Annotated in this window: 12 protein-coding genes; 8 read left to right on the top strand and 4 right to left on the bottom strand. The window is 50.3% G+C overall.

What is annotated here, in order from left to right; genetic code table 11:
• Positions 1-30 precede the first annotated feature (30 nt).
• From ABD836_RS05755 to ABD836_RS05745, 3 genes are all read left to right on the top strand, one after another.
• A complete protein-coding gene (locus tag ABD836_RS05755; protein WP_344933276.1) occupies positions 31-3,165 on the top strand; it encodes an efflux RND transporter permease subunit in 3,135 nt (1,044 codons plus the stop codon).
• A gap of 47 nt (positions 3,166-3,212) precedes the next feature.
• A complete protein-coding gene (gene ppnP, locus ABD836_RS05750; protein ID WP_344933273.1) occupies positions 3,213-3,494 on the top strand; it encodes a pyrimidine/purine nucleoside phosphorylase in 282 nt (93 codons plus the stop codon).
• A gap of 302 nt (positions 3,495-3,796) precedes the next feature.
• Entirely contained in the window at positions 3,797-4,642 is an 846-nt protein-coding gene (locus ABD836_RS05745; protein ID WP_344933270.1) for an OmpA family protein, read from the top strand.
• A gap of 204 nt (positions 4,643-4,846) precedes the next feature.
• Here the strand turns inward: ABD836_RS05745 and ABD836_RS05740 are convergent, their stop codons facing one another.
• Positions 4,847-6,181: a flavohemoglobin expression-modulating QEGLA motif protein gene (locus tag ABD836_RS05740; protein WP_344933268.1), complete on the bottom strand. Its 1,335-nt coding sequence runs from the start codon at positions 6,179-6,181 to the stop codon at positions 4,847-4,849.
• On the bottom strand, positions 6,174-7,301 hold the full coding sequence (locus ABD836_RS05735; RefSeq protein WP_344933266.1) for a GNAT family N-acetyltransferase/peptidase C39 family protein: 1,128 nt from the start codon (positions 7,299-7,301) through the stop codon (positions 6,174-6,176). The genes ABD836_RS05740 and ABD836_RS05735 overlap by 8 nt, the downstream gene beginning before the upstream one ends.
• 243 nt (positions 7,302-7,544) lie before the next feature.
• Here ABD836_RS05735 and ABD836_RS05730 point away from each other — a divergent pair, with 243 nt between their 5' ends.
• Positions 7,545-9,014 carry a RimK family protein gene (locus ABD836_RS05730; RefSeq protein WP_344933264.1) on the top strand — a complete coding sequence of 490 codons (1,470 nt, stop codon included), beginning with the start codon at positions 7,545-7,547 and terminating at the stop codon, positions 9,012-9,014.
• A 24-nt stretch (positions 9,015-9,038) separates the two neighbouring features.
• Here ABD836_RS05730 and ABD836_RS05725 read toward each other — a convergent pair whose 3' ends face one another.
• Together ABD836_RS05725 and ABD836_RS05720 are read right to left on the bottom strand one after the other, a co-directional pair.
• Positions 9,039-10,124, bottom strand: a complete 1,086-nt coding sequence (locus tag ABD836_RS05725) for a DUF3080 family protein (RefSeq protein WP_344933261.1) — start codon at positions 10,122-10,124, stop codon at positions 9,039-9,041.
• Positions 10,121-10,690 (bottom strand): glutathione peroxidase, encoded by a 570-nt coding sequence (locus ABD836_RS05720; protein WP_344933259.1) that lies wholly within the window; start codon positions 10,688-10,690, stop codon positions 10,121-10,123. Before ABD836_RS05720 ends, ABD836_RS05725 begins: the two co-directional genes overlap by 4 nt.
• Positions 10,691-10,922: 232 nt before the next feature.
• Between ABD836_RS05720 and ABD836_RS05715 the strand changes: the two genes are divergently transcribed.
• The 4 genes from ABD836_RS05715 to ABD836_RS05700 all read left to right on the top strand — a co-directional run bounded on the left by ABD836_RS05715 (position 10,923) and on the right by ABD836_RS05700 (position 15,393).
• Positions 10,923-12,725 (top strand): acyl-CoA dehydrogenase, encoded by a 1,803-nt coding sequence (locus ABD836_RS05715; RefSeq protein WP_344933256.1) that lies wholly within the window; start codon positions 10,923-10,925, stop codon positions 12,723-12,725.
• A 12-nt stretch (positions 12,726-12,737) separates the two neighbouring features.
• Positions 12,738-13,199 carry a MaoC family dehydratase gene (locus ABD836_RS05710; protein WP_344933253.1) on the top strand — a complete coding sequence of 154 codons (462 nt, stop codon included), beginning with the start codon at positions 12,738-12,740 and terminating at the stop codon, positions 13,197-13,199.
• Between the two features lie 71 nt (positions 13,200-13,270).
• The gene (locus ABD836_RS05705; protein WP_344933249.1) at positions 13,271-14,188 is read left to right on the top strand and encodes an SDR family NAD(P)-dependent oxidoreductase; all 918 of its coding nucleotides are present in this window, start codon (positions 13,271-13,273) and stop codon (positions 14,186-14,188) included.
• 23 nt (positions 14,189-14,211) lie between these two features.
• Positions 14,212-15,393 carry an acetyl-CoA C-acyltransferase gene (locus tag ABD836_RS05700; protein WP_344933247.1) on the top strand — a complete coding sequence of 394 codons (1,182 nt, stop codon included), beginning with the start codon at positions 14,212-14,214 and terminating at the stop codon, positions 15,391-15,393.
• Positions 15,394-15,403: the final 10 nt, after the last annotated feature.

Raw genomic sequence — 15,403 nt, 5'->3', positions numbered from 1 at the left:
GGGATGACTGGCGAATAGCTGAGAGTAGCGATGAACTTCACAGATATATTTATAAAACGCCCGGTGCTGGCGGTAGTGGTCAGTTTAATTATTTTACTGCTGGGTATGCGCGCGGGCTTAGATTTGACGGTACGGGAATATCCTGAGCTGCAAAATGCGCAGATCTCCGTAATTGTTGCCTATCCAGGTGCAGAGCCATCGTTGGTGGAAGGTTTTGTGACCACGCCGTTAGAGCGTGAAATTGCCTCTGCTGGCGGGATTGATTTTTTAACCTCTAAATCCGTTCAGGGTAGTGCAACGATCACTGCGAATCTTCGCTTGGATACAGATCCGAATGAGGCGCTGACGGAGATTTCGGCCAAAGTATCAAAGCTTCGCAATCAGCTGCCTGAGGGCTCTGAAGATCCTGTTATTCAGCTGGCAGATGGCAACGGCACTGCCGCCATGTATCTGTCTTTCTATTCTGACGTACTCAGCGATAGCCAAATAACAGATTATATCGTCAGGGTAATCGAGCCTGAGCTTGCTGCCATAGCCGGTATTGAAAAGGTCAATGTGCTGGGGGCCAAGAACTACGCAATGCGTGTTTGGCTAAACCCAGAAAAATTAGTGGCTTATGATTTTAGTGCGAGTGAAGTAGTCGCAGAAATTCGTAAACAAAATGTATTGTCGGCCGTCGGTCAGACTAATGGTAATTACGTTAAAGTCGGATTGTCGGCGGGAACAGATCTGCATACAGTCGATGAATTTCGCAAAATGGTACTGCGATCCGACGGCCAGACGCTGGTGCGATTAGAGGATGTTGCTACGGTCACGCTGGGTGCGGAGAACTACGATTTTAGTGCTTACTGGGATACCAAACCCAGTATTTTCATTGCCTTAACAGTGCGCTCCAATGCAAATTTACTCGATGTGATGGCCGAGGTGCGCGAACATTTGCCGGCGATTTTTGAAGCGCTGCCAGAAGGTTTACATGGTGAGCTGGGCTACGATGCCACAGCGTATGTTCGCAGCGCCATTGATGACGTGCAAACGACGTTGGTGGAAGCCGTTGTTATTGTGGTCGTGGTGATTTTCCTCTTTTTGGGCTCAGTACGCAGCTCGCTAATACCTGCGGTGACCGTGCCGCTGTCGTTGGTTGGCGCGCTATTTTTGATGTATTCAATGGGCTTTACCATAAATCTGCTGACCTTGCTGGCGATGGTCCTGGCGATCGGTATGGTGGTTGATGATGCGATTATTGTTTTAGAAAATATACACCGGCATATTGAAGAGGGCATTGAGCCACACAAGGCTTCGATTATCGGTGCTCGGGAATTGGTTGGCCCAGTTATCTCAATGACTATTACGCTGGTTGCGGTATACGCGCCGATCGGCTTTTTGACGGGGATAACCGGGAAGTTATTCACGGAGTTTGCCTTCACCTTGGCAGGCGCGGTATTAATTTCTGGTTTGATCGCACTAACCTTAACGCCAATGATGTGCGCCAAGATTCTGACCTCGTCACATAACCAAGCCGGCAATGAAAATCGCTTGGCAAAATTCTTAGATGCGAAATTTGCTTATTTGCAGGAGGCGTATCGCAAACGCCTGCACGGGGCCTTGGATCAGCGTCATGTTATTGGTGTTTTTGGTCTCATTGTATTGGTGTCTTGTTACTTCCTGTATGGGTCAAGCCAGTCGGAACTCGCTCCAGCTGAGGATTTTGGCTTTGCTGGTGCGCTGAATGAGGCCGATGGCTACGCCTCGAAAGAGTATCTAGAACGCTATTTTATGGCGAACCAAAAGTTGGCCTTGGCCGATGGCTTAGTCGACCATATATTTGCTTTTAGCACCAATGACGGTGGTGGTACCAATACCGCGTTTTTCGGCATGATCGCCAAACCCTGGGGCGAACGCGACAAATCCATGACCCAGATTGCTAATGAAGTTAATACCGTGCTCAGTCAGTCTGCTGGGGTGCGTACCGCGATCTTTCAGCCTCCAGCCTTGCCGACCCCAGGGCAGGGTTACCCTATCGAATTTGTGCTCAAGTCCAATAGCGATCCGCAAACCATGGCGGATGTTGGTAATGCCGTTGTGGGCCGTGCCATGCAAAGTAATCGCTTCTTTTTTGTGGCGCCTGAGTTGAATATTGACCGGCCAGAGACCGTGCTGAAGGTAAATCGCGAAAAGGCGGCCTTGCTGGGAATTGATATGAGCGCCTTGAGCGCAGACCTAGCGTCGCTCATGGCTGGTGGCGAGGTGAACAAGTTTGCCTACCAGGGGCGTGCTTACAAGGTGATTGCGCAGGTAGAGCGAGAGTCGCGTTTGAACCCCGCACAGCTGGCTGGGTTTTACACCCGCACGGCAAGTGGCGATTTAATTCCTTTATCGACAATAGTGAGCTTAGAGGAGCGTGTAGTGCCGCGATTTATCCCTCATGCGCAGCAGCTTTTGTCTAATACTATTGTGGCGGTGCCCCGGCCGGATATCTCTCAGGGCGAGGCGCTTGCGCTACTTGAAGAGATTGCTCGAGATGAGATGCCAGCGGGTTTCCAAATTGATTATGCCGGGTCATCCCGTCAATTTAAGCAGGAGGGCTCAGCGTTAGCGGCGACCTTTGGTTTTGCCCTTGTCATTATTTACTTGGTACTGGCGGCGCAGTTTGAATCTTTCCGGGATCCCTTGATTATTTTGGTAACGGTGCCGATGTCGATTTGCGGGGCATTGCTAACATTGAATATCTTCGCCTTAACGAATGGCATGCAGTTAACCAATCTCTCGGGCATGAGTTTGAATATTTACACCCAAGTTGGCTTGGTGACCTTGATTGGTGTGATATCAAAACATGGTATTTTAATTGTGGATTTCGCGAACCGGATGCAGGAAGAGGGTATGGCTAAGCGAGAGGCCATTGAGGAGGCCAGCTCAATTCGCTTACGGCCGATTTTAATGACAACCGCCGCATTGGTGGTGGCAATGATGCCGCTGTTGATGGCGACCGGTCCTGGCGCGGCGTCGCGCGTTTCGTTGGGGATGGTGATTAGCTCTGGAATGGTGATTGGCACGTTGTTTACCTTGTTTGTGGTGCCTGCAATGTATATGTACCTTGGCCGAGACCAGCAAGTGCTTAATGCCTCGGGGCGGATGATGGCAAAAGAGGCTCACGCTGGCGCCCAGTAACATAGCCGCGTATGATTGCGCGGTTTTTTACACCTCAGGGGATCACGATGATTAAGCACAATAGCTATTTCGACAGTAACGTTCAGTCGCTGGGTTTTGCGACCGACAGTAAACCTGCATCGGTTGGCGTTATGGCGCCCGGTGAATATCGCTTTGGTACCGAAGCCGCTGAGCGTATGGAAGTAATCAGCGGTGCTTTAACTGTGTTATTGCCAGGGCAGACGAAATGGCAAACCTTTGCGGCCGGTCAGGGTTTCGACGTACCGGGCAATAACCACTTTGATCTACAAGTGTCGGTTAATACCGCTTATTTGTGTATTTATGGCTAAGTAAACGACTAGCTTCTCTGTTCAAAAAAAGAGTGTTTTTCAGCACTCTTTTTTTTGCCTGAAATTTGATCAATTTCCCTGGTCCTTTTATTTATATTTCCAATATACGTATATGCCACGATACAAAATCAGCAACTTGTGAAAGTAGGCGCATATATTGCTACGTACTATGCGCAAACCGTCCGGCGGTGCTGGCACGGAATGCCTGTTCATCAACGACCCACATGGGTTATTTAACCGAGTAGACAGACCTCACTGTTATATAACTGTGAGGTCTGTAGCAATCACGTAACGGGGGTTACATGAAAAACACACGAGTTGGGATAGTTTTAACATGGGCAATGCTGGTCATGTCGCCGCTAGTCGTCGCTGAGGGCAGTACTTGTCAGTCGCCGGCACCTGGCATGCCACTAAATTTAGATGGATGTAAGGCGGGTGATTCACTTATTTTACGGCAGGTGAATTTCGATACTGATTCTGCGCAATTGACAGCGTCATCAATGAGCTTTCTAGACCAAGTTGCAAAAGAGCTTAAGAAAAACCCGACGATAAAAGTCGCAGTTGAGGGGCATACAGATTCAATTGGCTCTGCTGATTACAATGTAAACTTGTCGCAAAATCGTGCCAATTCAGTTCGCTTTTATTTGACGTCTACTGGGGTGAATCCTGCACAATTAGTGGCTAAAGGCTACGGATTTACTCAGCCTATGGCAGATAACGCCACTGGTGATGGCCGCGCCCTGAATCGTCGGGTTGAACTTGAATTGGTGGGCACCTTGGTATTGGCGCCAGCGAAACCAACTAAGGTTTACATCTCGACTTTCCATGCTAAGCCAGATCAATTGGTCGTGCCGGTTGGCACTGAAGTCACCTGGGTAAACTACGATGAGATTTCTCATGACGTTAGCTTTGAAGGTGCGATGGGTTCGCGCATTTGGACTAGCCCATGGTTAGGTAATACCTATAGCCTGAAGTTTGATCAACCTGGGACCTATAATTACCGTTGTTCCGTTCATAAAGATGTTAACGGTACCGTTGTGGTTAAGCCGTCGGTTGATGAGTACGTCACTACCGAGTCACCTGTTTACGGTGGGCAAACTATGTCTTCGTATAAGGCCAACCAAACTAGTGAGCCGTACGGCCACTAATCCGCTTATTGTTGCGGCGCGTGCTGAAACATAGGAACAGCACAGCAGCGCACTAATATAAGGCCATTTTAAATTTGGTCGCGGACGGTATATGCACAAATTCTGCGCGTGTTTGCGCAGAATTTGTGCTTTTTTTTGCAAAAATATTGAGCTCCGCGGTTATAAAATACGAATTATTGGCTAAGTGGTGTGTATTTTAGTGTTTTATTTTAAATGCGCGTGGACATCAATGGTTTGCTCAAACAAGGACTTAAAGTGTTCTTGGATGCGTGCCAAGTCTAATAATGACATACCACTGGAAAAGCCAAACCACACGTACAAGCCATTTAGATCCCTAAACATTGGCGGTAAGTAGCGTGGTGCTTCGATAAATCCCGCCTGCTGGTAGTGATGAAGCACGGGCACATCATCGAGGGCGACTTTCCCCACGAATAGCATTGGTAGCATTTCGGGCTTATCCGACAGAATGGCGCTACGGATAAAATTTACCGTTTCCACAAAGCCCTTCACATAAGACAAATCCTTGGTGAAACAACTGCCGCCTTCTACCATACCACCGCGAAATACGCGTTGCGCAATCTTATAACTGTCGTGCTGGCTCAAGCCCTGATTCAAAAAATGGCGGTAGACTTCAAGAAAATCAGCGCCATTTTCGGCCATATCAATGGCGACAACGCGGTCGCTAATACGGCGGGCGCGCGCGGGGAATGAGCTAAAGGTCAGGGTTTCTATTAAGACCGCCAAGCCTTCTTGCAGCGCAGTAATACGCGGGGAGCCAACACTGAGCCAGGTTGCCCAGGGCTGGTTGCGACCATTGAGTGTGGTGCCGACGTGTACCCAACCCTCGTGCACCTCAAGTACCTGTAAATCTAGGGTTGAGAATGATGAGTGGGTATTAACCTTGATGCAGTCGCCTCCGGCGGCGGCGTCAGACACAATGCCGTCGGTTTCTTTTACTGAAAAAATACTGTCGGCAAAATAGGGCGCGAGGCGTTGCTCGAGCTGCCGCACGGCATCCTCTGCGCTGAGATCTTTGGGGTAGGCGGCGGCAAGGTGTTTAGCGGCAGGCAGCGAGAAGATATGGCAGAGCCGCTGGCCCATTTCGATTAAGGTCATATTGTCGCCGCGTAGGTGGTCCCGCGCAGAGCCGTAAAGTTCGCGGCTAGCCTCAAGGAATCGCGGTGTCCCGCGATTTTGGACTAAATCAATCACGATTAAATACTGCTCAATTGTCTCCCCTAAGATTTTTCCGAGGGGGTCAGACTTACCAAGTTGTTTATGCACTTGGCTGCGCAGTGCCTTGAGCTCGGCTATTTTGCTTTCAGGGTCGAAATTTAAGGTGTTACGTGCATAGTAATCGCGATCGACCGCAGGTAATTTACTGGCCTTGTCAGCAAAGAACTGGGTTTCAATGCTTTGTGGCCATTTAATAGCGTCCAGAATGAGTATGGGTTTTTGAATAGTGATTAGCGACTCCGAAAGTCGCTTGAGCGACTCGCAGTACTGGCGGTCGACTGTGCTCAGGTTTTGACTAGGCATGGGATGGAGATTGCTCCTTGCTCGCGGAATGGATCGCAATTAGGCAGCGCAGACGACTGCGGCCAAAACTCGCCATGGCGGTGAAAGCATCGATGCTAATAGGCACGTGCATAAAGTCTGTTTCACTCTGCCAGCGGCTGTCATTGGTGTCTGGGTCGCTAATATAAACAAAGTGTTCATCGGTCTTACTTACGTACACCCAATGGGGTGCCCGATTGCGATTGAGTGCCCAGGTGCTAATCAGCGCGAGGACATTGTCGTGCTGTTCGAGAATCTCGCGAAACTGACCGCGGCCCAAGGGGTTAATTTCAATGGTAGCAGGGTATTTGGCGAGCTGTTCTACAAAGTCGTGATGGACAAGCTCAATAACCTCGCGCTTTTCATTGCTGCGCACGCTATCTAAGAAAGGAATGCCGTCACTGTTAATATAAAGGCTCACGCCGAAGTCTCGACGCAATGCGGCCAGGGCTAAACCCTGGGGTGAGCAGCCGCCGTGCCCGGCGGTCATGAAAATGGTGGTAGCCTCGCGCCACAATTGTAGTTCTTCCTGACGGGACATGGTGTAGTCGGGGCGAATATTGGCCATGGCCATCATTAGCGCCGCGGGGCCACAGCTGAACTCAGTGGTTTGCCGGTAATAGGCTGGCGCGCGACTCATGGTTTGGCTGGTTTCTGGGTGCAAGCGCTTCTCAAAACGCAGCGCAGTGCAGCCATCTTCGTAATAGTCGGCGATATCGTCGAAGGCGTGGTAGTTCAGTTTTTGATAGAGGGCAATGGCGGCAGGGTTGTCGTTGCGCACTTCTAAACGAATAAAGAGGCAGTGCCGGGCAACCGCTTGGCTTTCGGCGTCACGGAGCAGCGCTTGAGCGAGGCCTTGGCCACGATAGTCGGGATCAAGGGCGATAGAGTAGAGCCGCGCCAAGCTGGTGCCGGTGCGAAACAGCACTATACTGTAACCGGCGATTGTCCCGTTTATTAAAATGACTGAGGCCAAATGCGCGCCGGGTTTGATCAAACTTTTAAAACTGCGGCGCGATAGTTTGTCGCCAGTGAAGCAACGGTTTTCCAGTGCCACTAAGGCGTTAAGGTCACTCTCGGTGGCGGGGCGAATCGGGTGCATCTTACAAACCTGTTCATGGCGAGCTTGCCACGGTAATTGTGGGCCGCTGGCGCCGGAAAAGCCAATAAAAATCGTCGCTAATGTCGGCTGTTCAACGGGGCATTTTCTAGCCCCTAGGCCGGCACTTACGTCTGTGGTTAGGCGCGCTGACTATAGCGCAATATTCACTAGTTACAACGATTGTTTATGCTAGAAATTGGTCGCAGAATGCGGCTCATTGCTTACCCTAATTTGAGATGGCTAATGTCACGTTTTTTTGTCGTTGTTGATGACCTAAAGGATTGGTCACCCTATTATCCAAGCCAAGACGTCATCACCTTTGATGACTACCTTGAGCGCATTGGTCAAAGTAGTGGCGAGCGAGTAAGGGTTATAAACTTAGCGCGGAGTTATCGCTATCTTGGTACCGGTTATTATTGTTCGCTACTGGCTGAGGCGCGTAGCCACAATGTTTTACCCTCGGTCAATACCCTAAGTGAGCTGGCGCGTAAATCGCTTTCTGATATTTTACTCGAAGGTGTGGAGCCCCTGCTGGCGAAGTTGCCGGCTGCCAAATCTGGCGACAGCGTGAGTTTTCGAAGCTGGTTTGGCGAATGTCTGGCGCCGGAATACGCGAGCATTGCGAAGGCGGTGTTTGAGCGCTTTCCCTCGCCATTGATTGAGATAAGCCTGGAGTTTGGCAAGAGCCGCTGGCTGATCAAAAAATTGCAATTGGTCGCCTTGAAATCCTTAAAGGCAGGAGGGGAGCAGGAGGCGTTTGCCTCGACCTTTGAGCGCTTTAGCAGCAAGATGTGGCGCAAACCAAAGGCCAGAAAAACTTTCCGCTATGACTTGGCAATTTTGGTCGACCCAGAAGAAAAACTGCCGCCCAGTGACAAGGGTGCATTGCGTAAATTTACCAAAGCAGCGGCCAATTTAGGCATCTCTGCTGAGCTAATTACCAAGAAGGATTATTTGCGCCTGCCAGAATACGATGGCCTGTTTATTCGTGAGACCACCTCGGTGGATCACCACACTTATCGCTTTGCTAAAAAAGCTGCAGCGGAGGGTTTGGTGGTGATGGACGACCCCACGTCGATACTGCGATGCACCAATAAAATTTATTTAGCTGACCTGCTTAAGAGTCATAAAGTGCCGACCCCGCGCACTGAAATTTTGCGCCGGGACAATACGGAGGAGCTGCATCGCATTGCAGATACTCTCGGCTACCCAATAGTGCTTAAAGTACCTGACGGCGCGTTCTCGCGGGGGGTAGTTAAGGTTGAAAATTGGGACAGTCTCGTTAGCGAAAGCAAGCGCCTACTTGATAAGTCGGCATTGCTGTTGGCGCAAGAGTTTATGTACACCGATTACGATTGGCGTATTGGTGTGCTTGATGGCAAGCCGTTGTTTGCCTGTCGTTATTATATGGTGCGCAATCATTGGCAAATTTATAAACACAGCAGTAGCAAAAGCCAGTCAGGTGGCTTCGATACCATGCCCACCTACGAAGCGCCCAAAAAGGTGATTGATGTAGCGGTTAAAGCCTGCAAACTCATTGGCGATGGTTTTTACGGCGTGGATGTAAAGCAGTCGGATAATCGCGTTGTGGTCATTGAGGTCAATGACAACCCGAGTATTGACTCTGGCGTTGAGGATCTTTTCCTTGGCGATGGTTTGTACGACTCGGTGATGGACGTGTTTTTGCGGCGAATGGAAAAACGCCGCCGCTAGGTAAATTCGGATATTAGCTAACGCCTAGCCGCCTGCTTGTAGTCCGCATTGACTTAGCAGTGCACCAGCCAAGCTTACATGGTGACGCTGCGCCTTGGTAGCGCGGCGCAATAGTTCATCACGCTGTTTTTGCCATGCAGTATAGGCCTTAGGAATGGCTAGCATGTTGGTGCTCATAGCCGCGAGTAAGTCTTTTTCGATAGGCTGTATATTCTTCATAACATCGAACTGATGCTGATTGATGGCGCTGGATTGCTTTTGCAGTTGCGCGATAAAAACGGTACTCAGGGCTCCGCGAAAATGGGTTGCCGCTGGCGTGGCCTGTGGTTTGAGGCACAGTGGCCGGCCATGGATGCGTTGATTAATAATACTGCTGGCCGCGGTCAGGCCTACGATGTTTTCGCGCTGCGCGGCCAGCATACTACCGCCAGCACCTAAACGAATTTCCCCAAGTGTATTGAGCAGTTCGGCGCTGAATTGCTGCCACTTTAACGATGACCATCCAGCCATGCTGTGTGGTTGCTCAAGCCATTGAGTCTGCCAGCGCTGCCAGCGTGCGAGTGCATTTAGGCTCGGGTCTTTGCCGTAGAGTGGGTAAGCGCTGAGGTCTATCGGCATCTGCCAGAATGCGCGAAACTCCGGGCCGATGACGCTCGCGGCAAAAATTCTTGCCGGTAGTTGTTTTTGTTTAGCTTGCGCGGCTATTTTTAATTGCCCAGCCAATGCAGTTTGGCCATCTTCGATCAGTATTTTCTCGCAGGCTGGGGCCTGGCTGATAAATCGTAACTCGAATATAAGGCGCGCGGCGGCATCGCCGTGGCGACCAAGAATACTATTGCGTTGGGCTACGGTGTCGCGCAGAGCGCAACGCCGCATTCGCAAAAAATCCAGTAAGTCTATTTCGCTGCGGGCAAATTCTAGGCTGAGTTCGCGGGGCTTGGGTAGATGAGGGAAGGCGATAGTGTCTTGCGGCGTAGCCTGACGTTGCAGTACGTGCTCGAGGCGACTCTGGTAGTCATGCCAAAGTGCTGCAAGTTGATTTTTGCCGCTGCAAGCGCCGGTGAGCAGCGCGCTCAATACCAGGCAGAGGAGTTTGTTCGACGTTTTCACTGCGGCGACAAAAGCGCTGTGATTGCTGTGCGTAGTGCGGCTGCATCCGGGGTGGTTTTTGAGTCAAACGCCTTCGTGCTGCCGCTTGCCGGATCAAAAACATATTTGTAGAAATTCCACTTGGGCGGCGTGGCGCTGGCTTCTGCGACGAGACTGAGGAGCGGGTCGGGCTTCGCGCAAGCTATGCAGGATTTGTGGAACACGGGAAAGCTCACGCCATAATTTGCGTGGCAGACCCTTGCTGTTTTGGCCGCATCGCTGTATTCCTGATTGCCAAAGTCGGCGGTTGGCACACCGAGTACGAGTAGGCCTTGATCTTTAAATTCTTGGTACAAACTTTCTAAACCTTCAAATTGCGGGGTGTAGCCGCACATGCTGGCGGTATTTACGACCAGCACAGCCTTCGCGCCAAGTAGCGTGGTGCAAAGATTGAGCTGTCCTGCCTCCAGTGTGGCGCGGGATTGCTTTAAATTCTCAGGGCATTGCCACGCGGCAGCGCTGTGGCTGATAGCAAATACGCAGATAAAGCGTAGTATTGGCTTTAAAAATTGTGTGCTAGGGTGCATATACTTACCTGAACGTGAATGGCTGAGGTCAATCGGGCGGGGAGTAACCAAGCCAGATCAATGGCTAATACTATATACCAATAAGACAAGTGTTTAGATCGTTCATGGTGGCTCTCAGGCCCGAAGTAATACGTGTTACGGACTTGTGCTCATACCTAGACATCAGATGTCATGGTATGGACGGGTGCTAGTCGCCACAATGCGGTCTTGTTTACTAATAAGGTAAGGCGATATGGCTGCTCCACTTCTTTGCGCGCGCGATCTTCAGTTCATGCTCTATGAGCTATTTGACTCAGAGTCCTTGACTCAACGTCCTCGTTACGCAGACCACTCGGTGGAAACCTTTAACGCGGCAATAGATACCGCGCAGTCTATCGCTGAGAAGTACTTTTTGCCGATTCGCAAAAAAGTAGATGAACAGCAGCCGACCTTTGACGGTAAAAATGTGCACATGATTCCCGAAATTAAAGTTGCGGTAGACGCCGCAACGCAGGCGGGCTTTGTGTCTTCAACCTCGGATTACGAACTCGGCGGTATGCAGTTGCCGTTGATTGTTGCCGGCGTTGCCAGCTCCTACTTGAGCGCAGCGGGCAGTACCACGATGGGTTATCTCGCCCTAAGCTCGGCGAACGCCAATTTGATTGAAAACCACGGTAGTGCTGAACAAATTGAAACGTGGGTAAAGCCGATTCGCAGTGGCCGTTTTGCGGGCACCATGGCAATGACAGAGCCCAGCGCGGGTTCGGGGCTTGCGGACTTAACCACGACGGCAATTCCTGCTGGCGATGGTACTTATCGTATTCGCGGTAATAAAATATTTATTTCCGGTGGTGATCATGAACTCAATGAGAATATCGTGCACTTGGTGTTGGCCCGTATTAAAGGCGCGCCGGCAGGTGTAAAAGGTATTTCCCTGTTTATTGTGCCCAAAATTTTGGTGAATGCCGACGGCTCTCTTGGTGAGCGTAACGATGTTGCATTGGCAGGTCTGTTTCATAAAATGGGCGGCCGTGGCCAAACGTCTACCGCATTGAGCTTTGGCGAAAATGATGGCGCAGTGGGCTATTTGGTTGGCGAGGAACATCGCGGCTTAAGCTATATGTTCCACATGATGAATGAAGCCCGGGTAATGGTTGGTACTAATGCCGCATGCACGGCGTTAACCGGTTATCAATACTCACTGGACTATGCACGTGAACGACTTCAAGGACGTCTGCCGTCGTGTAAAGATCCGAGTTCGGCTCCGGTGAATATTGTCGAGCACGCCGATGTGCGGCGTATGCTTTTGGCTCAGAAAGCCTACGCCGAGGGTGCTTTCGCCCTGTGTATGCTGGGCTCGCAGTTGGCCGATGATAAAAACACGGCACTCAGTGAAAAAGAGCGTCTTGATGCACATACGCTGCTTGATTTTCTGACACCGATTATTAAGACATGGCCCTCTGAATACGGCCCAAAAGCCAACGATCTGGCAATTCAAATACTCGGTGGTCACGGCTACATCAACGAGCACCCGGTTGAGATGTTCTATCGGGACAATCGCCTGAACCCTATCCATGAAGGCACTACCGGGATTCAGTCATTGGATCTCTTAGGTCGCAAGCTGCCAATGAACAATTTGGCGGGCTATCGGGCATTCTTGGCGACGGTTCAGAGCACCATTGATGAAGCGCTGACCGGCGACTTAGCGCCTATTGCTGATAACCTCAGCGGTGCTGTTGCGACATTGGAAAAAACAACGGAACACCTGCTTGGCGCGATGTTGGAAAAGCCCATCGATTTAGTGATGGCGAATTCAGTGAAGTACTTAGAGCTATTCGGCCATGTTGTGATCGCGTGGCTCTGGCTGCGCCAAGGGCTAGTCGCTCAATCTGGTCTGGCGGCGAAGCCCCATGAGGCGGATACGCATTTTTACCTTGGTAAACTGCAGGCAATGAAATACTTCTATAATTTTGAGTTGCCGCTAATCGACGTCTGGTCTAAGAATTTGCTCGATCTCGATGCAACTTTTTACGAAATGGACAATAACTGGTTCTAAAGGGAGAGTAACGTGACAACACTTATTGATAAGCAAGCAGTACAAGATTATGTCGGCTTTGAGCCCGCGCCAACCGAGTGGTTGACGATTAGCCAAGAGCGTATTAATCAATTTGCAGATTGCACCTTGGATCAGCAATTTATTCATGTTGACCCCGAACGGGCGAAAGAGACACCTTTTGGTTCGACCATTGCCCACGGCTTTCTTAGCTTGTCGCTACTGTCGCACTTTGCCGAACAGTACAGCGTTATCATTAAGGGCTTTTACATGGGCATTAACTCGGGCTTTGATAAGGTTCGTTTTTTGGCCCCGGTTAAAGTCAATAGCCGTATTCGCGCCAAGGCAAAAATTCTTTCTATTACCGAAACCAAGCCCGGTAGCTTTCGGGTGAGCACGGAAGTCACCCTAGAAATTGAAGGTGAAGAAAAACCCGCCTTGGTGGCCGAGTGGATCAGCATTCAAATGGTTGCTTGATTTTTTTTGTTTAAAAAATTCGGCAATTTAATAATATGAGGCGAAACGCCTCCAGTTTAAGGGAGAGGAACATGAGTATTCGTTTTGACGGTAAAGTCGCCATTGTCACTGGTGCCGGCAATGGCCTTGGTCGCAGTCACGCATTAGAACTGGCGGCCCGCGGCGCCAAAGTTGTGATTAATGATTTAGGCGGTGCCCGTGATGGTGTTGGTGCATCGTCTGAGGCAGCAGATAGCGTGGTAGCTGAAATTCAAGCAGCCGGCGGCGAAGCCTTTGCACACGGCGCGAATGTCGCGATTTTTAGCGAAGTCGAAGACATGGTGGCGCAGACTGTAGCCAAATGGGGCCAGGTTGATATTTTAATTAACAACGCCGGTATTCTGCGCGATAAGTCGTTTTCTAAAATGTCCATTGACGATTTTAAGCTCGTGATGGATGTTCATGTCATGGGGGCGGTGAACTGTAGCAAGGCCGTTTGGGAGATCATGAAAGAGCAGAAGTATGGTCGTATTGTGATGACCACGTCTTCTAGTGGTTTATACGGTAACTTCGGACAGTCCAACTATGGCGCGGCTAAAATGGCTGTGGTGGGTTTGATGAATACCCTCGCGATTGAAGGTGCAAAATACAATGTTCATGTAAACGCATTGGCCCCTACTGCGGCCACGCGCATGACTGAAGACCTAATGCCAGCCGAAGTATTGGCGATGTTGGTACCGGAAGCGGTTACTGCAGGTGCGTTGACCCTTTGCCATGACAACGCTCCGAGCCGTTTTATTCTTTGTGCGGGTGGTGGTGGTTATGCAAAATCAAGCATATTCGAAACCGACGGCATATACCTCAGCCCTGAACAGCAGAACCCAGAAGCGGTAGTGGCTAATTGGGAAGGTATTTGTGATACCGCCAATCAAGCGGAACTTGAAACCGGTTTTAAACAGTCTGAAAAGTTTTTGCTAAAAGCTCAGGCGTATTTGCAGGCTAATCAATAATATTTTTACATTGAGGAATTATCATGAAAGACGCAGTTATTGTTTCAGCCGCGCGTACGCCAATCGGCAAAGCCTATCGCGGTGCATTTAATAATCTGGAATCGCCATCTTTGAGCGCTTTCGCGATTAAAGCGGCAGTAGAGCGCGCGGGTATTGATCCTAATGAGATCGACGATTGTATTATGGGCGCGGCAATGCAGCAGGGCACCCAGACTATGAATCTTGGTCGTATGGCGGCAATGTCTGCAGGTTTGCCGGTGTCGGTATCTGGCATGACAATAGACCGTCAGTGCGCGTCGGGTTTGATGGCAATTGCGACTGGCGCCAAGCAGATTGTGATGGATGGCGCGCCAATGCTGATCGCTGGCGGTTGTGAGTCTATCTCGCTTGTCCAGAATGAACATATGAATATGCACAAACTGGTTGACCCGGGTGCGATTGCGCATTCGCCTAATATTTATATGGCGATGCTGGATACTGCTGAGATTGTTGCTAAGCGCTACAATATTTCGCGCGAAGCCCAAGACGAGTATGCACTGCAATCACAGCAGCGTACCGCTGCGGGGCAGCAGGCGGGTAAGTTTGATGATGAGATTGTTCCTGTTACCGCGTCTAAGCTTGTCGTTAACAAAGAAACTGGTGAAACCTCCGAGCAGAGCGTGACTCTGACGCAAGACGAGGGCAATCGCCCATCGACTAACTTGGAAGGCTTATCGGGCTTGAAAGCAGTTCGTGAAGGTGGCTGCATTACTGGCGGTAACGCTTCGCAGTTATCTGACGGCGCCGCTGCGGTGGTAATGATGGACGGTACATTGGCTTCGCAGCGCAATATTGAGCCCATGGGGATTTATCGGGGTATGGCCGTTGCCGGTTGTGAGCCAGATGAAATGGGTATTGGTCCCGTGTTTGCGATTCCTAAACTACTGAAACGCGCCGGTTTAAAAATGGACGACATCGGCCTGTGGGAACTCAATGAAGCCTTCGCTGTGCAAGTAATTTATTGCCGCGACAAATTGGGCATTCCTAACGATCGCTTAAACGTTAACGGTGGTGCGATCTCTATTGGCCATCCTTACGGCATGAGCGGTGCGCGAATGATTATGCATGCCTTGATAGAAGGTAAACGTCGCGGTGTTAAATACGTGGTCGTTACTATGTGTGTTGGTGGTGGTATGGGCGCGGCAGGTCTCTTCGAAGTCGTCTAGCCCATTAGTG

Source organism: Zhongshania borealis, assembly GCF_039539625.1.
Taxonomy (GTDB): domain Bacteria; phylum Pseudomonadota; class Gammaproteobacteria; order Pseudomonadales; family Spongiibacteraceae; genus Spongiibacter; species Spongiibacter borealis.
The sequence above is the reverse complement of the archived record's forward strand: the minus strand, read 5'-3'. Positions and strand labels throughout refer to the sequence as shown.

Excerpts from the sequence above, each read along its gene's own strand:
- ABD836_RS05700 (WP_344933247.1), top strand. The coding sequence starts at position 14,212 with ATGAAAGACGCAGTTATTGTTTCAGCCGCGCGTACGCCAATCGGCAAA.
- ABD836_RS05720 (WP_344933259.1), bottom strand. The coding sequence starts at position 10,690 with ATGCACCCTAGCACACAATTTTTAAAGCCAATACTACGCTTTATCTGC.
- ABD836_RS05715 (WP_344933256.1), top strand. The coding sequence starts at position 10,923 with ATGGCTGCTCCACTTCTTTGCGCGCGCGATCTTCAGTTCATGCTCTAT.
- ABD836_RS05705 (WP_344933249.1), top strand. The coding sequence starts at position 13,271 with ATGAGTATTCGTTTTGACGGTAAAGTCGCCATTGTCACTGGTGCCGGC.
- ABD836_RS05730 (WP_344933264.1), top strand. The coding sequence starts at position 7,545 with ATGTCACGTTTTTTTGTCGTTGTTGATGACCTAAAGGATTGGTCACCC.
- ppnP (WP_344933273.1), top strand. The coding sequence starts at position 3,213 with ATGATTAAGCACAATAGCTATTTCGACAGTAACGTTCAGTCGCTGGGT.
- ABD836_RS05740 (WP_344933268.1), bottom strand. The coding sequence starts at position 6,181 with ATGCCTAGTCAAAACCTGAGCACAGTCGACCGCCAGTACTGCGAGTCG.
- ABD836_RS05735 (WP_344933266.1), bottom strand. The coding sequence starts at position 7,301 with ATGCACCCGATTCGCCCCGCCACCGAGAGTGACCTTAACGCCTTAGTG.
- ABD836_RS05745 (WP_344933270.1), top strand. The coding sequence starts at position 3,797 with ATGAAAAACACACGAGTTGGGATAGTTTTAACATGGGCAATGCTGGTC.
- ABD836_RS05755 (WP_344933276.1), top strand. The coding sequence starts at position 31 with ATGAACTTCACAGATATATTTATAAAACGCCCGGTGCTGGCGGTAGTG.